Annotated in this window: 20 protein-coding genes; 13 read left to right on the top strand and 7 right to left on the bottom strand. The window is 69.7% G+C overall.

Annotated features, from left to right (window positions below):
* The first annotated feature begins 40 nt into the window (after positions 1-40).
* Positions 41-298, top strand: a complete 258-nt coding sequence (locus tag IEY70_RS02390; protein WP_189063390.1) for an NAD(P)H-dependent oxidoreductase subunit E — start codon at positions 41-43, stop codon at positions 296-298.
* Between the two features lie 144 nt (positions 299-442).
* Here IEY70_RS02390 and IEY70_RS02385 read toward each other — a convergent pair whose 3' ends face one another.
* Together IEY70_RS02385 and IEY70_RS02380 are read right to left on the bottom strand one after the other, a co-directional pair.
* Entirely contained in the window at positions 443-1,858 is a 1,416-nt protein-coding gene (locus tag IEY70_RS02385; RefSeq protein WP_229777566.1) for a S41 family peptidase, read from the bottom strand.
* A 240-nt stretch (positions 1,859-2,098) separates the two neighbouring features.
* The gene (locus IEY70_RS02380) at positions 2,099-2,656 is read right to left on the bottom strand and encodes a hypothetical protein (RefSeq protein WP_189063389.1); all 558 of its coding nucleotides are present in this window, start codon (positions 2,654-2,656) and stop codon (positions 2,099-2,101) included.
* 87 nt (positions 2,657-2,743) lie between these two features.
* On the opposite strand from IEY70_RS02380, the gene IEY70_RS02375 reads away from it, so the two are divergent.
* The 3 genes from IEY70_RS02375 to IEY70_RS02365 all read left to right on the top strand — a co-directional run bounded on the left by IEY70_RS02375 (position 2,744) and on the right by IEY70_RS02365 (position 5,668).
* Positions 2,744-3,922 (top strand): class I SAM-dependent rRNA methyltransferase, encoded by a 1,179-nt coding sequence (locus tag IEY70_RS02375; protein WP_189063388.1) that lies wholly within the window; start codon positions 2,744-2,746, stop codon positions 3,920-3,922.
* 67 nt (positions 3,923-3,989) lie between these two features.
* The gene (locus tag IEY70_RS02370) at positions 3,990-4,706 is read left to right on the top strand and encodes a M23 family metallopeptidase (RefSeq protein WP_189063387.1); all 717 of its coding nucleotides are present in this window, start codon (positions 3,990-3,992) and stop codon (positions 4,704-4,706) included.
* The gene (locus IEY70_RS02365) at positions 4,703-5,668 is read left to right on the top strand and encodes a hypothetical protein (protein WP_229777565.1); all 966 of its coding nucleotides are present in this window, start codon (positions 4,703-4,705) and stop codon (positions 5,666-5,668) included. The genes IEY70_RS02370 and IEY70_RS02365 overlap by 4 nt, the downstream gene beginning before the upstream one ends.
* A gap of 38 nt (positions 5,669-5,706) precedes the next feature.
* Here IEY70_RS02365 and IEY70_RS02360 read toward each other — a convergent pair whose 3' ends face one another.
* Entirely contained in the window at positions 5,707-7,029 is a 1,323-nt protein-coding gene (locus IEY70_RS02360; protein ID WP_189063386.1) for a pectate lyase family protein, read from the bottom strand.
* A 326-nt stretch (positions 7,030-7,355) separates the two neighbouring features.
* Here IEY70_RS02360 and uvrA point away from each other — a divergent pair, with 326 nt between their 5' ends.
* From uvrA to IEY70_RS02340, 4 genes are all read left to right on the top strand, one after another.
* A complete protein-coding gene (uvrA, locus tag IEY70_RS02355; RefSeq protein ID WP_189063385.1) occupies positions 7,356-10,448 on the top strand; it encodes an excinuclease ABC subunit UvrA in 3,093 nt (1,030 codons plus the stop codon).
* On the top strand, positions 10,445-11,176 hold the full coding sequence (locus tag IEY70_RS02350) for a hypothetical protein (RefSeq protein WP_189063384.1): 732 nt from the start codon (positions 10,445-10,447) through the stop codon (positions 11,174-11,176). Before uvrA ends, IEY70_RS02350 begins: the two co-directional genes overlap by 4 nt.
* Positions 11,177-11,283: 107 nt before the next feature.
* On the top strand, positions 11,284-11,979 hold the full coding sequence (locus IEY70_RS02345; RefSeq protein WP_189063383.1) for a DsbA family protein: 696 nt from the start codon (positions 11,284-11,286) through the stop codon (positions 11,977-11,979).
* 3 nt (positions 11,980-11,982) lie between these two features.
* Complete coding sequence (locus IEY70_RS02340) at positions 11,983-12,423, top strand: disulfide bond formation protein B (protein WP_189063382.1); 441 nt, start codon at positions 11,983-11,985, stop codon at positions 12,421-12,423.
* Positions 12,424-12,473: 50 nt separating this feature from the next.
* Here the strand turns inward: IEY70_RS02340 and IEY70_RS02335 are convergent, their stop codons facing one another.
* The 3 genes from IEY70_RS02335 to IEY70_RS02325 all read right to left on the bottom strand — a co-directional run bounded on the left by IEY70_RS02335 (position 12,474) and on the right by IEY70_RS02325 (position 15,121).
* Positions 12,474-13,220, bottom strand: a complete 747-nt coding sequence (locus tag IEY70_RS02335) for an SDR family NAD(P)-dependent oxidoreductase (protein WP_189063381.1) — start codon at positions 13,218-13,220, stop codon at positions 12,474-12,476.
* Positions 13,221-13,415: 195 nt separating this feature from the next.
* Positions 13,416-14,363 (bottom strand): electron transfer flavoprotein subunit alpha/FixB family protein, encoded by a 948-nt coding sequence (locus IEY70_RS02330; RefSeq protein ID WP_189063380.1) that lies wholly within the window; start codon positions 14,361-14,363, stop codon positions 13,416-13,418.
* Positions 14,360-15,121 carry an electron transfer flavoprotein subunit beta/FixA family protein gene (locus IEY70_RS02325; RefSeq protein ID WP_189063379.1) on the bottom strand — a complete coding sequence of 254 codons (762 nt, stop codon included), beginning with the start codon at positions 15,119-15,121 and terminating at the stop codon, positions 14,360-14,362. Before IEY70_RS02325 ends, IEY70_RS02330 begins: the two co-directional genes overlap by 4 nt.
* A gap of 660 nt (positions 15,122-15,781) precedes the next feature.
* Here IEY70_RS02325 and IEY70_RS02320 point away from each other — a divergent pair.
* Complete coding sequence (locus IEY70_RS02320; RefSeq protein ID WP_189063378.1) at positions 15,782-16,462, top strand: hypothetical protein; 681 nt, start codon at positions 15,782-15,784, stop codon at positions 16,460-16,462.
* 62 nt (positions 16,463-16,524) lie between these two features.
* Here IEY70_RS02320 and IEY70_RS02315 read toward each other — a convergent pair whose 3' ends face one another.
* Positions 16,525-16,950 (bottom strand): carboxymuconolactone decarboxylase family protein, encoded by a 426-nt coding sequence (locus IEY70_RS02315; protein ID WP_189063377.1) that lies wholly within the window; start codon positions 16,948-16,950, stop codon positions 16,525-16,527.
* 350 nt (positions 16,951-17,300) lie between these two features.
* On the opposite strand from IEY70_RS02315, the gene IEY70_RS02310 reads away from it, so the two are divergent.
* The 4 genes from IEY70_RS02310 to IEY70_RS02295 all read left to right on the top strand — a co-directional run bounded on the left by IEY70_RS02310 (position 17,301) and on the right by IEY70_RS02295 (position 21,904).
* Positions 17,301-19,541, top strand: coding sequence for an ATP-dependent Clp protease ATP-binding subunit (locus tag IEY70_RS02310; protein WP_189063376.1), 2,241 nt, complete (start codon positions 17,301-17,303; stop codon positions 19,539-19,541).
* Between the two features lie 174 nt (positions 19,542-19,715).
* A complete protein-coding gene (locus tag IEY70_RS02305; RefSeq protein WP_189063375.1) occupies positions 19,716-19,997 on the top strand; it encodes a DUF2087 domain-containing protein in 282 nt (93 codons plus the stop codon).
* The gene (gene radA / locus IEY70_RS02300; protein ID WP_189063374.1) at positions 19,990-21,381 is read left to right on the top strand and encodes a DNA repair protein RadA; all 1,392 of its coding nucleotides are present in this window, start codon (positions 19,990-19,992) and stop codon (positions 21,379-21,381) included. The genes IEY70_RS02305 and radA overlap by 8 nt, the downstream gene beginning before the upstream one ends.
* Positions 21,382-21,385: 4 nt before the next feature.
* Positions 21,386-21,904 carry a PH domain-containing protein gene (locus tag IEY70_RS02295; protein ID WP_189063373.1) on the top strand — a complete coding sequence of 173 codons (519 nt, stop codon included), beginning with the start codon at positions 21,386-21,388 and terminating at the stop codon, positions 21,902-21,904.
* Positions 21,905-21,921 lie beyond the last annotated feature (17 nt).

The following is a 21,921-nucleotide window of genomic DNA, read 5'->3' as shown; positions in this document are numbered from 1 at the left end:
TGATCCGGTAGGATGACCCGGCCTGAAGGAGATCATCACTGTGCCCGTTACCCGCCTGGAAATCTGTACTGAACACCTCACCATCGATCAACGCGAGGACCTGCTCGACGCCGTCTGGACGGCGCTGCGCATCAGCCCCGGCATGGTCACGGCCGACGGGAACGTCGAACTGGCCCTCAAGCACTGCGGCGAGTCCGTGCCCGCCGAGGACGCCCCGCTGGTCCGCGTGAACGACATCGAGTACCGCAACGTCACGCCCGAACGCCTCGTGACCCTCATGAAACGCTGGTCCCGCTGACCGCCGCGTAGAGCGGCCCGCACCCACGGCAACCGGGGGGCGTTTCTCTGCTGCTCTGCGGCGCAGCTCTACGAGTCGCATCCGTTCGGATTGAACAGGCTCTGCAACCCATTCAATCCGCGTCTGTACCAGGGGCGTTGCGGTTCAGGGGCGTTGCGGCGCGGCGGAACTGGTGGCGGGTGCGGGCAGGTGCCCGGTCCGGGCGTTCAGGGCGTTCAGCGCGGCGTTCAGGCAGGTGTCCTGGCCCTGGGTGGTCAGGGCGCGCAGGTCGGTGGGGGCCGGCACGTCGGGCGTCACGTGCGCCGGGAGCGGCGTGCCGTCGGGCCAGTAGGCGCGCAGGACCGTGACGGACACCACTCCGCCGTCCGGGAGGGGTTCGAGGGTCACGCCGCTGTTCCCCACGCCGCGCGTGACCTCGCCCACGGCCAGCGCCCCGGCCCGCTGCGCGTAGTACGTGAAGACCTCCGAGCACGAGGCGGTGTTCGGGCCGACCAGCACGGCGGCCGGGCCGCGCCACACGGCCGTGTCCGGCGGACGCTGGCGGTCCTGCGGGCCAGCCGGACGGCCCTCGATCCCGGCGTACATGGTGCCGCCCGTGCGGAAGCGGCTGCGGTACTGGGTAGGCGCGAAGATACTGGCGGCCGCCACGCACTGCGTCAGGCTGCCGCCCCCGTTGAAGCGCAGGTCGATCAGCAGGGCGCGCGCTCCTTCGCGTTCCGCCTCGCGCACGCGGGCCAGGAACTGCGCGGCCGTGTCGGACGGCAGGAACGACGCGACCGAGATCAGCGCGGTCCGGCGGTCCGGCCCGACCCAGTTCAGGGTGGGTTCGTCCCGCGCGCGCAGGGTGGCGGTCGTCAGGGTCAGCGGGCGGGGCGCGCGGCCCGGCGCGGTCACCTCGACCTGGATGGGCTGCGCGGCGCGTTCCAGTCGCGTGAATTCCCTGGCGCCCAGCAGGTCCGTGCCGGGCGCGGCCTGATCGTCCTGCGTGCCCGCGCCCGTGCCATTGCCGGTATCGGCGCTGGGGGTGGGGTCCGGGTTCTTCCCGGCGGGCGCGCCGTTCACGCGGGTCAGCAGGTCGAACGGGCGCAGGCCTGCCTGCTCGGCCGGGCTGCCCGGCATGACCGACGCGACCAGCAGCCCGCCGGGCACGCTGACCACCCGCGCGCCCGTACGGGGCACCGCGAGGTTCTCCTGCACTTCCCGCAGGCGCAGCGCACTTTCCGGGTCGCGCACGCTGGTGTGGGCGTCCCCGACCTGCGTGAACAGTTCGGTCAGGACCTCGCGGGCCGTCTCGAACGGGCAGGCGTCCCCGGCAGGCGCGCAGCGTTCCTCCAGGGTGCGGCCGTACTGCTCGGTCAGGGCTTTCAGGTCGGCGGTACTCCAGCCGTAGTAGTCACGCAAGACACGGGTGGTGGCGTCGCGGTACAGGTCCGTGGCCGGACTGGCGGCCGCCAGTGGCAGCGCCGCGCACAGCAGGGCGGCCGTCAGGGCCGACCACGTGCGGCGCCGACGGATCGGGTTCAGCGGCACCTGACGGCGCGGTGGTGGATTGAAGGACACCTGCACAGGCTAGAGCACCCTGCACCCACCACAAAAGCGCGCCGGGCACCTTATGAGACCCTGACAGGTGTGCGGCGCCTCTGCCCCCCTTCAGTCAATGGGGGGGATGATGGGGGGAGTCCGCACAGGCGCATGCGGGGGCTGTACGGACTCCGATTGAATCGCTTACAGAGCCGCTGGGTCCGAGCGGATGCGGGTGGGAGAGAAGCCGGCTCACAGCGCAGCGAACGGCAGTCCGTATTACAGGCGGGCGCTGGCCTTCATTTCACTCAGCTTCAGCGTGTCGCCGAACAGACTGCGCCCCTCACTGAAACTCATGCCGAAGTACCCGTGCCCGCCGCGCGCCGCTGCGTCCAGGGCCGCGCCGCCCAGCGAGAACGGCATGCCCTGTCCGGCCTTCAGGGTCAGCGTCCCGATCGCCTGTGCCTGCTCGCCCGCCTCGCTGCACACCAGCATGCGCGGCGTGGCGAGCGACGCCGGGTACTCGGTGCAGGTGGCAGGCACATTACTCAGGTCCGGGCGGATGTACATGCCCACGCGGCTCAGCGTTCCGGCCGCCGTGGTGTACGTGGCGTTGCCCTCCACCTTGAACCGAGACAGGGCCGCCGGGACCGAGTTGCCCTTCAGCGAGTCGGTGTACAGGTACACGACCTTCCCGTTCAGGGTGCCGCTGTCCGGCAGGTTCAGGGTGCTGTCGGGAACGTCCACGCTGGGCGTGGGAATCAGGCCGCACGACCCCAGCAGCAGCGAGGCGGCGACAGACAGGACGGCAGGCATCAGGCGGGCGGGACGGTTCATGCCCGCCAGCGTAGCAGCGGCACCTGCGCCGCCGGAACCGCCCCGCCTTACAGTCACGTTCACGCGCCCCTCTGGTACGCTGCTGCGGTGAAGAAGTCCCCCACCGTCACCCTTCAAGCCCAGGCGGTGCGCCGCATCGCGGGCCGCTACCCGTTCGGGCACAGCGGCGACATCGCCCGCGCCGACGACGGCATCCAGCCCGGCGAGGTCGTGAACGTCCGCGCCGAGGGAAGCACCCGCCTGATCGCGCGCGGGTACTTCAACCCGCAGGGAGCCACGCCGCTGAGGTTGCTGACCTGGCAGGACGAGGACATCGACCTGAAGTTCTACCGCGCCCGCGTGAAGGCCGCCCTGGCACGCCGCGAGGGCCGCATCCTGAACACCGACGCCATGCGCGTCCTGCACGCCGAGGCCGACGGGATGCCCGGCGTGATCGCCGACCAGTTCGGGTCCGTCCTGAGCGTGCAACTGCGCAACGCCGGTGTGGAACGCCACCGCGACCTGATCGTGAAGGCCCTGAAGGACGAGACCCGCGCCGCGAGTGCCTTCGAGCGCAGCGACACCGGCGAGCGCCGCCGCGAGGGCCTGGACCTCGTGACCGGGACCCTGTGGGGCGACGTGCCGGAGCGCGTGGAATTCTTCGAGGACGACCTGCGCCTGCACTTCGCGCCGATGGACGCGCAGAAGACCGGCTTCTTCCTCGACCAGCGCGACAACCGCCGCCTGATGGCCTCGCTCGTCCGGCCCGGCGCGGGCTTCCTGGACGTGTACTCGTACACCGGGGGCTTCAGCCTGCACGCCGCGAAGGCCGGCGCGAAGGCAGTCGCCATCGACAAGGACAACGTCGCCCTGGCCGCGCTGGAACAGGCGGCGCGCAGTAACGGCCTTCAGGTCGGCGTGCGCTGGGGCGACGCCCTGGAAGCCCTCGCCGCACTGGAAAAGGACCGGCGGACCTTCTCGGCCATCGTCCTCGACCCGCCCACCCTCGCCAAACGGCGCGACGACGTACCCCGCGCCAAACGCATCTTCACCGACGGCGCCGCCAGCGCCCTGCGGATGCTGGAAAGCGGCGGGCACCTGATGATCAGCACCTGCGCCCACTACATCCGCGTGGACGACCTGCTCGACGCCGCCCGCGTCGCCGCCGCCGAGGCGAACACCGACGCCGAGGTGCTGGACGTGACCTACCAGCCCGCCGACCACCCGCACCTCCTGAGCGTCCCCGAGAGCCTGTACCTCAAGAGCATCCTGCTGCGCAAAGCCTGAAGGAACGCGCAGGGCAGAAGGTGGCCGCGCGTACCCTGCCGCGCGGGCGGGGCGGGCAGCATCGGGTATGTCTGCCCGCCGATTCCTGCTCCTCAGCGTGCCGCTGTCCGGCGTGGCGCTAGCCCACTACGCCACGCCGCTGCCCCTGAGTGCCGTCGCGCCCGCGAAGGCGCAGTTCGGGCTGCCGTTCGCAGGGCCGCCCGGCCCGGACACCTGGATGCTGGGCCAGGGCTACGGGAACACGACGGGCGCGTACCGGCAGCGGCGCAGCACGTACGGGAACCTGCAGGGCATCCATGCGGGCCTGGATTTCAGTGCGCCGTGCGGCACGCCCGTGCGGGCCATCGGGGACGGCGTGGTGGCCGAGGTGGACGGCCCGCACGGCAGCCCGCCGCACAACGTGGTCGTGAACCACGCCGGGAACCTGTCCAGTCTGTACGGGCATCTGCGGGTGCGCTCCAGCGTGCGCGTGGGGCAGCGGGTGACGCGCGGGCAGGTCATCGGCGAGAGCGGCGACTCGCAGGGCACGTGTGTCAGCGCGCCGCACCTGCACCTGGAACTGCGGGACCGGTCGCACCAGCGCTTCCTGAATCCGCTGCCGTACATCGCGGCGGACTGGAATTCACTGGCGCTGGCCGGGAGTTTCGGGCGGGGCTACGAGTACGACCTGGAGCGTCCCCGGCGCTGGCAGACGCCGGACTCGCAGCCTGCCGCGCTGCGGGGCGGCCCGCTGCTGAACGAGTACCGTCAGCCCTGGCCTCCCGCTGCCGGGGGTGCCCGGTGAAGCGCACCCTGCTGGCCCTGGCGGCCCTGCTGCTGGGTGCGGTGGAGGCCGCCACCCTTCCGTCCCGCGCGGTCCTGAGCGGTGAGTGCTGCCCCGGCGTGGTCTGGACACCCGACTCCCGTGCGCTGCTGTTCCTGGATGGACCCCCGGCGCGCGGCTCGACCGGCATCTACAGCGTCCCGGCGACCGGGGGAGAGGTCACGCGGCGCTTCTCCAGCGTGGCGTTCTTCTCGCCGTCGCTGCGCTGGGCGGTGCGGCCCGGTGCGGGCGAGGCGACCACCCTGGAACGCCTGACCGACGGGCGGCGCTTCACGCTGCCCACCTACGGAGCGGATGTCACCTGGACCGCCGCCGAGACACGACTGGCGTACGCCCGCAGCGACACGAGCGGCAACTACGACCGCCGCGTCACGCGGGTGTTCGTCGCCGACGCCTTCGGCGCGCCCCGGCTGGTGGCGACCCTCTCGGGCGGCAGCATTCACGGCTGGCTGGACGACACCACCCTGCTCCTGAGCGGCAAGCCCAGTGCGGCGGCCCGCGACCGTGACCTGTTCACGCTGAACACCCGCACGGGCGCGCGCCGGGTGCTGAGGTCCGCGCTGAACCTGCGCTCGGTGACCATCAGCCCCGGCGGACGGCAGGTCGCGTACACCGTCGCCTTCGACAGCGCCGCCCGCAACGGCCTGTGGGTGCAGGGCACCGCCAGCGGCAGCCCGCGCGAACTGAGCACCTTCGGCTCGTACCGCTGGCGGGACGCCAACCGCCTGCTGCTGATCCCCCTGAACGCAGCGGGCGGCCCGCACACCCTGCGGCAGTACGACGTGACCGCGAACGCCTGGAAGACGCTGGGCGACCTGGGCGATCAGGTGCGGCTGGCCGACTGGTCCGTCAGTCCCGACGGGCGCCTGCTGAACTACCTGAGTGCCCGCGACGGGAACGTGCGCGTCCTGACGCTGCCCTGAGCCTGCCCAGAGCCACAGAGCTGGGGCCGGAGCCGCCTTCAGCGGGGTCCCGCTCCGGCGCGGACGGCAGCGGGCACCGTGCGGGCGTCCTGCGGGGGGGCGACGGTCAGCTCCGGCGTCCAGGTGACGTTGCCGGTCAGCGGGCGCGCCGGGTTGGCGGCGTTGAACGCGGCGAGCAGGTCCACCTCAGTCCCGTCAGTCAGGACGTTCCCGGTCGCGCGGACCTGCGGCAGGTCCAGGTCGGGTTTACTCCAGTTGTACAGCACCCGGTCGGGCGTGACACCTGCCGGAAGCCCGAAGGCGTTGTTCTGCACGACCAGTTGCGCGCCGACGCCCGCGCCGATGCTGTAGCCGTACGTGGCGGGGTCGGTGATCTCGTACAGGTTGTTGTACAGGTGAACCTGCCCGAAGCGGACGCGCGGGACGCGCTGCCCCAGGTTCCGGAAGAGGTTGTGGTGCAGCGTGACCCGCAGCCGCCCCCGGTCCGAGGTGGGCACGTCCGGCGCGGCGGGTTTGTCGGTCGAGCCGATCAGCATGCTCTTGTCGTGGTCGCGCAGCACACTCCAGGACACCGTGACGAGGTCCGAGCCTTTCGTGATGTCCAGCGCCCCGTCGTGCACCTGATAGGGGCGGCCCAGCAGGGTGGGCTGCGCCTGGTCCGGGTTGCGGCCGTCGCTGAGGTCCACGCGGTCCACCCAGACGTGCGTGGACGTCACGATGCTGATCAGGTCGTACTCGGAGTTCCAGTTGCCGGTCGCGCCGTCGGTGGGGTCCCAGGCGGGGAAGCAGTCGGCGGCGTCCTCCAGGGTCAGGTTGCGGATGATGACGTTGTCGGCCTTCTCGACCCACAGGTTCAGGTGGGTCAGGCGGGCGCCGCGGTCCAGGCCGATCAGGCTGGTGTTCGACCCGACCCGCACCTTGACCTGCGCCGCCTGCCGCTGGGCGCTGGCCCGGCGGGCGTCCTCCAGCGGCCCGGCGGGTTTCTGGGTGCGGCCGTACGTGGCGGGGTCGTAGGCGTTCAGGTAGGCGTCCAGGGTGTAGCCGCCCTCCTGGAAGTCCGTGCAGGTCAGCACTCGGCCGTCGGGGGCGGTCATGCCGTCGATGGTGCCGCGCACGTAGATCAGGCGGGGGGTGCCGTCGCCGTTGCCCAGCGCGCTGATCAGTTCGGCGTGGGTGCTGACCGTGAAGGTGTGGGCGGCGTCGGCGCGGCTGCCGCCGGTGGTGCCGGTGCCGCTGGCGGCCCAGCCGTTGCGCTCGGGGAGGCTCTCGCGGCCCAGTGCCTGTCCGGCCGGGGGGCGGGTGAGCGTGCAGGCGCTGAGGAGGACGGTCAGGGCGGTCAGCTGAAGCGGGGTACGGCGCATGGATGCTCCTGGGCGCGGCGGGCACGCGGGGGCGAGGCCCGGCGGGTCAGGCCGGGCAGCGGTGAGGGGGCGGGTGCCCCTGCGGGCAACCGGTCTGAGTTATCGATTACCCAGACCGTAACACTGCCCTGCCGAACCGTCAACCCGCCTGCCCCACGACAGGTGGCGAATGAGGAATCCCCCCATGTTCGGATGCTGCCCTGACCTGCTAGACTGTCTCGTTTCCGAAGCGGAGGCGGTGCCTTACGCGTTCAACGTAACCCCCGGCGGCCCGGTCTACGTCTGATTCCTGCTGTTCAGGCCGCACTTTTCAGGGAGAATCCACCTTGCAGAACAATCTGATCGTGAAGGGCGCGAAGGAGCACAACCTCAAGAACATCACGGTGGAACTGCCGCGCGACCAGTTCGTGGTGATCACCGGCGTGTCCGGCAGCGGCAAGAGCACACTGGCCTTCGACACCATCTACGCCGAGGGCCAGCGCCGCTACGTCGAGAGCCTCAGCGCGTACGCCCGGCAGTTCCTGGGCCTGATGGAGAAACCCGACGTCGAGAGCATCACCGGCCTGTCCCCGGCCATCTCCATCGACCAGAAGACCACCAGCCACAACCCGCGCAGCACGGTGGGCACCGTCACCGAGATCCACGACTACCTCCGGTTGCTGTATGCCCGCGTGGGCACCCCGTACTGCCCGGTGTGCGGCCGCAAGATCGAGAAGCAGAGCCCCAGCGAGATCACCGACCGCCTGCTGGCGGGCTTCCCTGACAAGCGCGCCATCCTGCTCGCGCCCGTCGTGCGTGGGCGCAAGGGCGAGTACCGCAAGCTGTTCGCGGACCTGCGCCGCGAGGGCTTCGCGCGCGTCCGCGTGGACGGCACGCTGTACGAACTGGAGGAAGCCGAGAAGCTGAAGCTGGAGAAGTTCGAGAAGCACGACGTGGACGTGGTCATCGACCGCGTGACGCTGCGCGAGGGCGACCGTAGCCGCATCGCGGAGAGTGTCGAACTGGGCCTGCGCCGCGGCGAGAGCCTGCTGCGCGTCCTGATGCCGGATGCTGGTGAAGACGGCGGCGCGCACGAGGAACTGTACTCCGAGAAGTTCGCCTGCCCCGAGCACGGCAGCGTGCTGGAGGAACTCGAACCCCGCTCGTTCTCGTTCAACTCGCCGTACGGCGCGTGCGGGGACTGCGCGGGCCTGGGCAGCAAGCAGGAGTTCAGCCCGGACCAGATCATCGACGACAAGCTCTCCATCGCCGAGGGCGCCATCCTCCCCTGGAGCAAGAAGGGCACGGGTGGCGGCATCTACTACTGGGACAAACTGCAGGCGCTGGCCGAACACCTGGACTTCAGCGTGAAGACCCCCTGGCGCGACCTGCCGAAAGCCGCACAGGACGCCGTCCTGAAGGGGCCGGGCGCGCCGTTCGAGGTCGTGTACCGCCGCGCGGGCAAGGAAACCATGCGCTTCATGACCGAGTTCGAGGGGGTCATCCCGAACCTGGAACGCCGCTACGCCGACACGGAATCCGAGTTCATGCGCGAGAAACTCGAGGAGATGATGGAACTCCAGCCGTGCCCGACCTGCGGCGGCACCCGCTACAAACCCGAGATCCTCGCGGTGCGCGTGGGCGGCCTGAACATCAGTCAGGCGAGCGGCATGAGCGTGCTGGACGCCGACTCGTTCTTCGACCGCCTTCAGGACGGCGCGCTGGACCACGCGGCCATCGAGCCGTTCCTGAAAGGCCACGCGGGCGGCACCGCGAAGGCGCACGGCCCGCGCCACTACGAGTACGCCCTGAACGATTTCGGGTCGGCAGTCGCCGCGCCCGTCCTGAAAGCCATCCGCACCCGCCTGAAATTCCTGGTAGATGTCGGCCTGGACTACCTGAGCCTGGACCGCACCGCGAACACCCTGAGCGGCGGGGAGGCGCAGCGCATCCGCCTCGCCACGCAGGTCGGCAGCGGCCTAACCGGGGTGCTGTACGTCCTCGACGAACCCAGCATCGGCCTGCACCCCAAGGACAACCACCGCCTGATCGGCACGCTGAAGCACCTGCGCGACCTGGGTAACACCCTGATCGTCGTCGAGCACGACGAGGACACCATGATGGACGCCGACTACCTCGTGGACATGGGCCCCGGCGCCGGCGTGCACGGCGGGCAGGTCGTCGCCGTCGGCACCCCGGAACAGGTGAAGAAGGACAAGAACAGCCTGACCGGCAAGTACCTGCGCGGCGAACTGAAGATCGAGGTGCCCACCCATCGCCGCCGGGGCAACGGCAAACAGTTGAAGGTCATCGGGGCGCGCGAACACAATCTCCAGAACGTCTCCATCGAGATTCCGCTGGGCACCATGACCGTCGTCACCGGCCCCTCGGGCAGCGGCAAGAGCACCCTGATCCACGACATCCTGCACGCCACGCTGGCCCGCGAATTGAACGGCGCGAAGACCACCCCCGGCAAGTACGACCGGATCGAGGGCATGGAGCACCTGGACAAGGTCATCGAGATCGACCAGAGCCCCATCGGGCGCACGCCGCGCAGCAACCCCGCCACGTACACCGGCGTGTTCACCGAGATCCGCGACCTGTTCACCCGCACGCCCGAAGCCCGGCGGCGCGGCTACCAGGCCGGGCGCTTCTCGTTCAACGTGAAGGGCGGCCGCTGCGAGCACTGCAAGGGCGACGGCGTCATGAAGATCGAGATGAACTTCCTCCCCGACATCTACGTCCCCTGCGAGGTCTGCAAGGGTGCGAGGTACAACCGCGAGACGCTGGAAGTCAAGTACAACGGCAAGACCATCGCCGACGTGCTCGACCTGACCGTCGAGGACGCCCAGAGCTTCTTCGAGGCGATCCCCGCCATCGAACGCAAGATGACCCTGCTGTGCGACGTGGGCCTGGGCTACATGAAGATCGGGCAGCCCAGCACCACCCTCTCCGGCGGAGAGGCGCAGCGCATCAAACTCGCCAGCGAACTGAGCAAACGCGCCACCGGCAAGACCATCTACATCCTCGACGAACCCACCACGGGCCTGCACTTCGAGGACGTCCGCAAACTCATGGAAGTGCTGCAACGCCTCGTGGAGGGCGGCAACACCCTCGTGATCATCGAGCACAGCCTGGACGTCATGAAGACCGCCGACCACATCATCGACCTGGGCCCCGAGGGCGGCGTGCGCGGCGGCACGGTCGTCGGCACCGGCACCCCCGAGGAGATGGCCGCCCACCCGACCAGCCACACCGGCGAGTACCTGCGCCGCGTGCCTGGCATCGTGGCCGCCCAGCCCCGCACTGTCCCGTCCGACGAACCTGTGGAGGCGCCGAAGAAAGCCAGACGCACCCCGAAGAAGGCGGCCGCCGAGGAGCTGGAACCCGTCGGCGCGGCCCCCGCCCGCAAAACTCGTGCTAAGAAAGAAAGCGCATGACCCAGCCGCCCGACCCTGCCCAACCCGACGCCCACACCGCAGACGCCCAGACCCCCAGCGCTGAGGGGCCCCTTCAGGCCGACCAGACCGGGCGGCACGCGACCCCGGACGGTACCCCGACCCGCCCGGCGCCCGCTGCCCCCCCGACGCCTGCCAGGGGCCGCCCGGCCGGGCGTCAGCGTCAGGCCGGGGGTCAGGACGACCCGCCCGCCAGCACGGCCGTCACGCTGATGAAACTGCTGGGCGGCGCCGTGTGCCTGCTGGCCCTGGCGTACTTCCAGTGGACGCCCGGCGAGTGGCCCGTGCGCCTGCTGACCTGGGTGCTGCTGACCCTGCTGGCCGACGAGTTCGGCGGCTGGTTCGGGTACGCCGGGCTGGTCATGGGCGGCCTGGGGTACTTCAGTCCGGTGCAGCCGCCCGCCGAGTGGCTGGTCATCCTGCCGCTGGTCGGCGGCGCCCTGATGGGCACGCTGCTGCTCAAGCACTCGGGCGGCCTGTTCGTCCTGCCGTTCGCCGGAGTGCTGTTCGCGGGCGTCCTGATCGTCGTCGGGCAGTTCGGTACCAAACTCGACCCGCAGATGACGCTGCCCGCCAACCCGGAATTCCAGCGGACTGCCATCACCGCCATGCTGATCGCGCTGGGCATCAGCGCCGCGCGGCAACTGATCGGCCTGATCCTGCGCGCCCGCCAGCGCCGCACCCGGCGCGCGGACACCGCACCCGCCTGAACCCCCGTGCCTCCCTGCACGCCGTTCCCGCACGCCGGAGCGGCGTTTTCTGCTGCCTGCACGCCGCCCTGCGGTCCCTCATGGACGCGCGTTACACTTCAGGGCAGATGAACAGCAACTCCAACCGCACCATTCTCGTGATCGGCACGCTGATCGCCGTGGCCCTGATCGCCCTCGCCCTCGTCGCCGTGCGCGGCAAACCCGCCCCCGGAGCGGGCCTGAACGGCAACTTCGACCTGACCGGCCAGCCCTTCGCCGGCAAGGCCGACGCGCCCGTCAGCGTGGTCGTCGTCGAGGACTTCAAGTGCCCCGTGTGCAAGACCTTCGAGGAAACCATCGCTCCCGAACTGAACAGCAAGTACATCGAGACCGGCAAGGCCAAGCTGTACTCCCTGGTGTGGCCCTTCCTGGCCGAGAACGTCCGCCTGCCCACCGACGACAGTAAACTCGCCGCGCAGGCCGCCAAGTGCGTGTACGACCAGGGCGGCAACGACGCCTTCGGCAGTTTCAAGACCATCCTGTTCCGCGCCCAGGGCAGCGAGAGCACCGTCTGGGCCACCAAGACCCGCCTCAAGGACCTCGCCGGGAACGTCGAGGGACTCGACCAGGGCAAGTTCGCCACCTGCCTGGATACCGACGCCACCGCCGCCCGCGTGGACGCCGACGAGAAACAGGTCACGGACGCCCGCGTGAACCACACGCCCACCGTGTTCGTGAACGGCAAGGAAGTCCTGAACGGCAGCGGCCAGAGCAGCTACCTGCTGGCCGACGTCAGCGCCGCCATCGACGCCGCCAGCAAGTAAGCCGTGAGCCGCGACAACCGCCTGTACGCCGCGTGGGTGATCGCCCTGATCGCCACGCTGGGCAGCCTGTACTTCAGTAACATCCTGGGCTTCAAACCCTGCGTGCTGTGCTGGTACCAGCGTATCGCCATGTACCCGCTGGCCGTCATCCTAGGCATCGGCGCGCTGCGCGGCGACCTCGGTGCCCGCGTGTATGCCCTGCCGCTCGCGGGCGTCGGGGCCGTCATCGCCCTGATCCAGAACTTCGAGGACTGGGGCGTGATTCCCGTCCTGAAAGCCTGCACCGCCGACGCCACCACCGTCGCCTGTAACGTCCCCTGGCCCGTCTGGGGCAGCGGCGCGCTGGCTGGACTGAACACCGTCATCACCATCCCGGTCCTGAGCATGACGGCCTTCATCCTGATCATCGGGCTGCTGAGCTGGGGCCGCCCCCGCAGCATCTGATACGGACTCCGATTGAATGGACTGCAAAGGCCATTCAATCGGAGTCCGTATTACACCGGTCGGCCCGCCATCATGAATGACGCGGTCATTCCGCCGTCCACCGGCACGATCGCGCCCGTCATGAACGCGGCCTCCCCGCTGCCCAGGAAGTACACGACCTGCGCGACCTCGCGCGGGGTGCCCAGGCGGCGCAGGGCGTGCAGGTCCTCGTAGTCCCGGCGGGTCTGCTCGGGGTCGCTGCTGTCCGCGATGGCGTCCAGTACGCCCTCGGTGCTGATGGCGCCGGGCGCGACCGCGTTCACTCGCAGGCCGCGCGGCGCGAGGTCCAGCGCCATGGCGCGCGTCAGGTTCACCAGGCCGCCCTTGCTGGCGTTGTACGCGGCGTTGTCCTGCTCGGCGAACAGGCCCTGCACGCTCGCCACGTTCACCACTGCCGCTCCGTGCGGCAGCAGGTCCACCAGCGCCCGCACCAGCAGCAGTGGCGCGGTCAGGTTCACGTTCAGGGTCCGCGCCCAGCCGCGTTCACTGACGTCCAGCACGCTCCCGTGCGCGCCCTGGTACGCCGCGTTGTTCACGAGCACCTGCACGCCCCCCATCTCCCGCGCTGCCCGCACGATCCGTTCGCGTCCGGCGGCGGTGCTCACGTCCGCCTTCACGCGCCGCTGGCCCTTCAGGGTGGGCGGCAGGTTCACGTCCGCGCTCAGGACCCGCCATCCACGTTCCGCGTACAACTCCGCGACCGCCCGGCCAATGCCGCGCGCCGCGCCCGTCACGATCACACCAGAACCGTCTGTCATGCCCCCAGTCTCAGGGACACCCGCCCGTCCGGAGCCGAGGCATAAGGCACGCTCAAGTGGGGAGGTTGTGGGCAGTACGCAGTGCAGAGGGGGAACAGAAGGGAACCCGCCGACTGCGAATGCGTCGGCGGGCCTTTCAGGGACTGCTGTGTGGTGGGGCAGAGGTTGGAGAACCAGCCCACTCCCACATTCCGTTTACTTGCGGCTGGCTTCGATCAGCGCGGGGACGATCTCGTTGATGTCGCCGACGATGCCGTAGTCCGCGACCTTGAAGATGGGGGCCTCGGCGTCCTTGTTGATGGCGATGATGTTCTTGCTCTTGCCCATGCCGCTCAGGTGCTGCACGGCGCCGCTGACGCCGAGGGCGATGTACGCCTTGGGCTGCACGGTCTTGCCGGTCTGGCCGACCTGCTCGGCGTAGGGGCGCCAGCCGGCGTCCACGACGGCGCGCGTGGCACCGACGCCCGCGCCGATGTTGTCGGCGAGGCCCTCGACGTACCGGGCGAAGTTCTCGGGGCTGCCGACGCCACGGCCGCCGGTGACGATCACGTCCGCTTCGGTCAGGGCGACGCGGCTGCTCTTCTCGACGCTCTTGCCGGTCACCTGCACGCGGGGGGTGGGCAGGGTGAGTTCGACGTCGTACTGCTCACCGGCCGCGCCAGCGGGGGCGGCGGGCGCGAACGAGCCGGGCTTGACGGTCACGACGACCAGTCCGTCCGCCTCGACGGTCTCGGTCACGCGGGCCAGGAAGGTGTAGCGCTGCGCCTGGAGGGCCGCGCCGTTGCTGCTCAGTTTGGTGGCGTCTTCCAGGTACGCGGCGTCCAGCTTCACGGCCACGCGGGGCGCGTACTCGCGGCCGGAGCGGCTCCCGCCGATGATCACGGTGTGCGCCTCGCCTTCCTGCGCGATCTGCGTGGTGGCGGCGGCCCAGACCTCGGCGTTGTAGGTGGCGAGCTGGGGCAGGTCGGCGACGAGCACCTGATCGGCGACGGCGGCGGCCTCGGTGGCCACGCTGGCGACGTTTTGGCCCAGCACGAGCAGGGTGACGGGGCCTTCGCGGCCCGAGTCGCGGGCGGCGGTGACCATTTCCAGGGTGGCTTTCGCCAGTTTCCCGGCGGTGTGTTCAGCGACGATCAGAATCATGCGATCACCTTCGCTTCGTTGCGAAGCAGGTCCAGCAGTTGTTGGGCGGCGGCCTGGGGGTCCTTGCCGTCGATCATCCTGTTCAGGCGGGCGCGGGTCTGGATTTCAGCGCCGACCACGCGGACCTTGCTGCTCAGGCCGTAGGAAGCGGGGTCGTCCTTGCGGAGTTCCTTCTTCTTGGCTTTCATGATGTTCGGCAGGGTGGGGTAACGGGGTTCGTTCAGGCCCTGCTGCGTGGTGACCACGGCGGGCAGGGGGGCGCTGAAGCTCTCGTTGCCGTCGTCCACGTCGTGGCGGCCGGTCAGGGTTTCGCCGTCGAGTTTCAGTTCGTTCGTCCAGGTCAGCTGGGGCCAGCCGAGGCGTTCGGCGCTGGCGGCACCGAGGGCCTGGGAGTCCCAGTCGGCTTCCTGCCCGCCGACCAGGATCAGGGTCACGTTCTCGGCCTGCGCGACCTGCGCCACGACGCGGCTGAGGGTGATGGCGTCGAACGTTTCGTCGGTTTCGACGTGAATGGCGCGGTCCACGCCCATGGCGAGCGAGGTGCGCAGGGCGTCCTCGACTTTCTTGGGGCCGACGGCCAGCGCGATGATCTGTTCGACGGGCGCGCCGCTTTCGCGCAGGCGCAGGGCTTCTTCCACGCCGTACTCGTCCATGCCGTCGATGATCAGGGTGGCGCCGTCGAGGTCGACGGTCTGGCCGCTGATCTTGACGCGGGCTTCGGCGTCCGGAACTTGTCTTACGAGCGTCAGGATGTTCATGGGTCCTCCAGGGAGTCAGGTGCGTGTGTCGGGGACTTCGGGTGAGGCTGGCCCGCCCGGCCCGACAAATTGTACTTGGTTCAAGTTTAGCAGAGCGGTCCTGCCCAGGGAAGTCCCGCGCGCCGCACCACCCGGCACGCCCCGGCCCACACATCAGGAACCCAGCCGCCGCGCACCAGTCATGCACCCGCGCGCCACACCACGCTCCGGACGGAACCAGAACTCGAAAATGAACCGGTCACCAGGGTAGCTCAGGCGCACCCCGCCCGCACAGCACCGGTCAACTGATAGGGACTCCGATTGAATGGGCTGCAAAGACCGCCGGGTCCGAGCCGATGCGCGTAGGAGAAAAACGCCCCTCCGGGCGTGGAGCTGGCAGGGGCGGTGAAGTTCCGGATTGTCAGCCAAACAAACGGAATCCGTATGACTTCATCCGGCCACCCGGCGACCCAGCCACCTGACCGAACATGAGAACCCCGGGCCCACCCACCCGGCCCCACATGAACGCGCAGGGCGGCATGGACGCCCCCGCACCCACACCAGCCCGGCTTTACGTGCCGTTCAGGTCATCAAGCGACGGCCTTTAGGAAGACCGCTACCTTAAAGCTCCCGTCAACTGCCTCAAGGAACCCTCTCATGGTCACGGACGAACCTACCCTCATGAAGAACCTGATCTCCCTGACCGTCCTCGCCATCGCCGCCAGCACCGCCACCGCCGGCGCGCAGTCCCTGAACGGCGTCGAACTCGGCCTGACCGGCGGTTACGCCGGCGGCCTCAGCGGCGAAGCCTTCGTGCACGCCCCCAACGTCGTCGGTCCGGTCGGCGTGAAGGTCGGCGTGGCTGTCACCCGCTCCGCCGACGCCATCAACGACAGCAACGACGGCACCACCGACGGCAGTGGCCCCTTCACGTTCGGCGACCTCAAACAGAACATCGGTGCCACCGAATCCGGCAGCCAGACCGTCGTGTCCCTCGACGGCACCTACAGCCTCGGCGAAGTCGCCCCCGGCGTCGACACCACCCTGTACGCCGGCGGCCGCTACGGCATGTTCCGCAGTACCGAAGACTACGGCGCCGACGGCAACGTGACCTACAGCAGCAACTCCTTCGGGATCGGCGCGGGCGTAATGGCCAGCTATGCCCTGAGCGGCAACATCAGCCTCGTGGGCGACCTGGGCGTCGATCACTTCTTCAAGTCCTCGATCACGACCGGGGGAAGCAACACGAACGCCGGAGGCACCTACAACACCGGTGACGCCGGCTACAGCGTCTACGACGACCGTTTCGTGCGTCCCGGCACCAACTTCAAGGCCCGCGTGGGCGTCAAAGCCACCTTCTGATCTACGCCTCCTTTTGACCGGACCGGCCCTCCCTGTGGGGGTCGGTTCGTGTTGTGTGTGGGTCAGCGCTTCAGGTGCTGCCTGAGCACCTCGAAGGCTGCCACGGTGCGTGGGAACCCCAGGTACGGGACGCACATCATGAGGGCGCCGCGCACCTCGGCCTCGGTCGCTCCGGCGTTCATGGCGCCGCGGATGTGGGTGCGCAGTTCGGGGGGGCTGCCCAGTGAGACGAGCAGCGCGCAGGCGATCAGCTCCTTGCTTTTCAGGTCCAGTCCTGGGCGGTCGTACACGGTGTCGTACGCGAAGTCCTGAATGTAGCGGCCCAGGTCGGGGTCCAGGTCGGTCAGGCGTTCCTGAATGCGTTCCTGCTGCGAACCGAAGATGACTGCCCGCGCGTGCCCTGGCGTGGGGGTGTGGGTGGCGGCGCGTTGCTCAGCGCTCTGCTGTTCGGGGCTCTGCTGCCCGGTGCTGCGTTCGGTGTCGTTCATGCCCGCAGGGTAGTGCCAGGGTCGTGCGTGTGCGCGGGCTGCCGTGGCGGGCGCGTGTGGGCGCCTGCGGACCGGGTGCATGCAGATGTGGCAAGAATCCCGTCATGACTGGGCCGCTACAGTGGGGACGTGCCGGGAATCCGTTCAGATCGTAAGGTTTCACCTGCCCGCAGGGGCGTGGGGCGGATAGTCTACACTCAGGCTGTCCACCAGGCACCGAGCGTTCTGTCCAGTCGCGGCAGTTCGTTGTTCCCGTTTCAGCCGTTCACCCGGCGCCGCTGTTTCAGCGTGTCACGGCCCGCCCGTGATGAGCCCGTGACGGCCGCGCTTTCCGCCCCTGGGGGTCACCCATGAACAGATACGACGACCGCGCCCGACTCGTGTTCCATTACGCCCGCGAGGAAGGCAACCGCCTGGGCCACGCGATGGTCGGCCCGGAACACCTGCTGCTGGGCCTGATGCGCGAGGGCGGCACCGCCGCCAGCATTCTCGGAGAGTTCGGCGCTTCACTGGACGGCCTGCGCCGCCGCGTGGAGGAAATCATCGGCCGGGGCGAGGGCAACCGCCTGAACGACGCGCCCAGCATCACGCCCCGCGCCCGCCGCGTCATGGAACTCGCGTCCAGCGAGGCCCGCAGCCTGGGCGCCCAGGTGACCAGCACCGAGCACATCCTGCTGGGCATCATCCGCGAGGGTGACGGCGTGGCCTTCCGCATCCTGCAGGAACTCACCAAGGACGTGGACACCATCCGCTGGCGCATCCTGGCGCAGGGCGAGGGCGCGGGCAGCAAACCCGCCAAGCCGGTCGCCACGCCGTTCCTCGACGAGTACGGCCGCGACCTGACCAAGTGGGCGCGCGAGGGCAAACTGGACCCCGTGATCGGGCGCAGCGAGGAGATCCGCCGCGTCACGCAGATCCTCACGCGCCGCACGAAGAACAACCCGGTCCTGATCGGGGACCCCGGCGTGGGCAAGACCGCCATCGTTGAGGGACTGGCGCTCGCCATTCACGAGAAGCGCACGCCCCCCAACCTCCACAACGTGCGGCTGGTCAGCCTGGACCTCAGCGGCGTCGTCGCGGGCACCAAGTACCGTGGGGAGTTCGAGGAACGCCTGCGGCAGATCATCGAGGAGCTGCGCAACGCCAAGGTCATGGCCTTCATCGACGAGTTGCACACCCTGGTCGGGGCGGGCGGCGCCGAGGGCACGCTGGACGCCGCGAACATCCTGAAACCCGCCCTGAGCCGCGGGGAGATTCAGGTGATCGGCGCGACCACCACCGGCGAGTACCACCGCTACATCGAGAAGGACGCCGCCCTGGAGCGCCGCTTCCAGCCGGTGATCGTGCTGGAACCCAGCCCCGCCGAGACGCTCCAGATCCTGCGCGGCCTGAAACCCAAGTACGAGGAACACCACGGCGTGCAGATCCCCGAACAGGCGCTGGAACTCGCCGTGCGCATCGGCGAACGGAGCCTGCCGGGCCGCAACTTCCCGGACAAGGCCATCGACCTGATCGACGAGGCCGCCAGCCGTGTGCGCCTGAACATGAGCGTCGGCCTGCCGGTCGCGGAGACCGAGGACGGCGAACCGTACGTGACCCGCGAGGACATCGAGAGCGTCATCAACTCCATGGGCGGCATCTACTCCGAGGAGACGGCCGCGCAACTCGGTGACCTGGAAGGCAACCTGCAGGATCAGGTGTACGGCCAGCCGGACGCGATCCGCGCGCTGAGTTCCGCGCTGCGCCGCGCCCGCGTGGGCCTGGGCGGCCGCACCCGCGTCGCCGCGAGCTTCCTGTTCGTCGGGCCAAGCGGGGTCGGCAAGACCCACCTGGCCAAGGCGCTGGCCCGCAGCCTGTTCGGCAGTGAACGCAGCCTGATCCGCATGGACATGAGCGAATTCCAGGAAAGCCACTCGGTCAGCAAACTGATCGGCTCGCCTCCCGGCTACGTGGGCTACGAGCAGGGCGGCCGCCTGACGGAAGCCGTGCGCCGCCAGCCGTTCAGCGTGATCCTGCTCGACGAGATCGAGAAGGCCCACCCGGACGTGTACAACACCTTCCTGCAGGTTCTCGACGACGGCCGCCTGACCGACGGTCTGGGCCGAACCGTGGACTTCCGCCGCACGATCATCATCATGACCAGCAACACCGGCTTCAACGTGAACCCCACCGTCGGCTTCAGTCCGGTCACGCCGGACAGCAACGCCCCGCTGCGGAACATCTTCACGCCGGAATTCCTGGACCGCCTGGACGAGGTCATCCGCTTCAAGAGCCTCGGCGAGGAGGAACTGGTGCGGGTCGCGCAGCAACTCATGGGCGAGATGACCGAGGAACTCGCCAGCCGCGAACTGAGCGTCACCTTCGACCCGGCCATCGCCGCGTGGCTGGTCGGGAAACTCAAGGCCCGCAGCCCCAAGCATGCCGTCGGCAGCTCCCGGCAGTTGCGCACCCTGGTCCGCGAGGAGATCGAGGACCCGCTGGCCCTGGAACTCACCAGCAATCACGGCGAGGAAGTGCGTGTCGTGCTGGGCGAGAGCGGCCTGCAATTCGAGAAGGGCGAGGAAGCCGCTTCCCGCCAGATCCTGGCCTGACCACCAGAGCCTCTACCCCCCGGGACGCCCACGCACACGCGGGGCGTCCCGCTCTGCTGGCCTGCGCTGCGGGAGACTGCCGCACTCTCTCCGGGCCAGCCGCCGGGCGTCTCCGGGCACGCAGGCTGCTCCGCGTCACCCTGCGGGACGCTCCGGGCGGTTAGCATGACGGTCATGACGAAAAGCATTGTTGACTTTCAGGACGAACACGGCCGCATCACCGGGTGGCCCAGCGACCGCCGCCGCGCGCACCAGCTGGCCATCCTCGACTACCTGACGGGCCTGTTCGAACCCGGCGTGTCGTACGACCAGGGGCAGATCGAGCAGGTGCTGGCCGACCACAGCACCCTGGAGGACCCCAGTTTCCTGCTGACGGAACTGGTGGACGGCGATTACCTCGCGACGGCGAACGGCATGTACTGGCGCGCAGACGGTCGCCCCGGCGCGCGTGGCTAGAGCCCGCACCAGCTACGTCTGCAGCAGTTGCGGGTACACCAGCGCCAAACCGCTGGGCCGCTGCCCGAACTGCCAGGCGTGGAATTCCTTCGAGGAGGAAGTCCCGGCCGCCGCGACCGGTTCGCGCGGCGGCGCGTACGGGGGTGTCGTGGGCGGGAAACTTACGGCGCTGTCCACCGTGGGCCGCCGTGAGGAGCCGCGCACGTCCAGCGGCATTCCGGAACTGGACCGGGTGCTGGGTGGCGGGCTGGTCGCCGGGGGCGTCACGCTGATCGGCGGTGAACCGGGCATCGGCAAGAGCACGTTGCTGCTGCAGGTCGCGGACCGCGTGGCGAAACTGGGCGGCACGGTGCTGTACGTGGCTGGCGAGGAATCCCTGGAGCAGATCCGCCTGCGCGCCGACCGGCTGGGCGTGGCGCTGGACGGGGGTGCGGACATTCAACTCACCCGCGACACCCGCGCCGAGCATGTGGCCGCGCTGATGAACGAGCACAAACCCGCGCTGTGCATCGTGGACTCCATCCAGACCGTGACCGTGGAAGGCGAGGGCGCGCCGGGCGGTGTGGCGCAGGTCCGCGACGGCACCGCGCTGCTGACCCGCGCCGCGAAGGAAACCGGGACCGCCACCGTTCTGGTCGGGCACGTCACCAAGGACGGCACGGTCGCCGGGCCGAAAGTCATGGAGCACATCGTGGACACCACCGTGTTCCTGGAGACGGTCGGGTCGTTCCGGCTGCTGCGTTCGGTCAAGAACCGCTTCGGGCAGGCCGGTGAACTCGGCGTGTTCGAGATGCGCGGCGAGGGCCTGATCGCCGTCGAGAACCCATCGGCGGCGTTCCTGGCCGAGCGGCCCCTGGACGTGCCGGGCAGCGTCGTCGCCGCCACCATCGACGGGCAGCGCCCCATGCTGCTGGAAGTGCAGGCGCTGGCCAGCAAGACGCCGTACCCGAACGCCCGCCGGGTCGTGGTGGGCCTCGACCCGCGCCGCGTGGACGTGGTCCTGGCCGTGCTGGAACGCCGCCTGGACCTGACGCTGGGCGGCCTGGACGTGTACGTGAACCTCGCGGGCGGCCTGAAGGTGCCCGATCCGGGCCTGGACCTCGCCATTGCCCTGGCGATCTACAGCGCCGTGGTGGGCCGCGCCCTGCCCGGCAACGTTGCCGTGTTCGGCGAGGTCGGACTGGCGGGCGAGGTGCGCTCCACGACCGGCTCGATCCGCCGCGCCGAGGAGGCCCGCCGCGCCGGGTACACCCGCCTGATCGTCCCGCCCGGCCTGGACGGCCACCCGGACGGCGTGAAGAGCGTCGAGGAGGCCGTCGCGCAGGTGTGGGGCGGCGCCCCGGCGTCCGGCCGGAAACCCCGCGCGGCTGCCGAACGTACCTGAGGGTATGACTGCCCCAATTTCTGTCGCGCCGCCCACCTCGCCCGTCTGGTTCCGGGCGCTGGTGTGGCTGGCGCCCCTGCTCCTGATCGTGACCGCCTGGCTCCCGGACGACAGCGCCGACAAGCCCCTGCCGGTGGCGGGCAGCGTGGCCCTGACCCTGCTGGGCGTGGGACTGGGGGCGTTTTTCGCGCAGGTTCCGCGCCGACTGGCGTACACCCTGACCGACACGGGCCTGCGCATCAGCCGCTTCTCCGGTACCTTCGAGTGGCCCTACCGCGAACTGCGCGTGCGCCGCACCGACGCCGGGCTGGGCCTGCGGGTCGGCGGAGTGGGCCTGCCCGGCTACTACACCGGGAACTACACCTTCACGGGGGCCGGGTACCGCAGCGTGCAGGCCATCGCCTCCAACACGCGCGGCGGCCTGATCGTCGAGCGGGGCGGCACCCCCTACTACCTGACGCCCGCCGATCCGGACGCCTTCGCGCAGGCACTCGCCGCGCGGGGTGTGCCCGTGTTGGACTGACCCCGACTCCGACTGTC

Source organism: Deinococcus seoulensis, assembly GCF_014648115.1.
GTDB classification, from domain to species: Bacteria; Deinococcota; Deinococci; order Deinococcales; family Deinococcaceae; genus Deinococcus; species Deinococcus seoulensis.
Note: the sequence above shows the minus strand (reverse complement) of the source record. Positions and strands in the feature narration are given on the sequence as shown.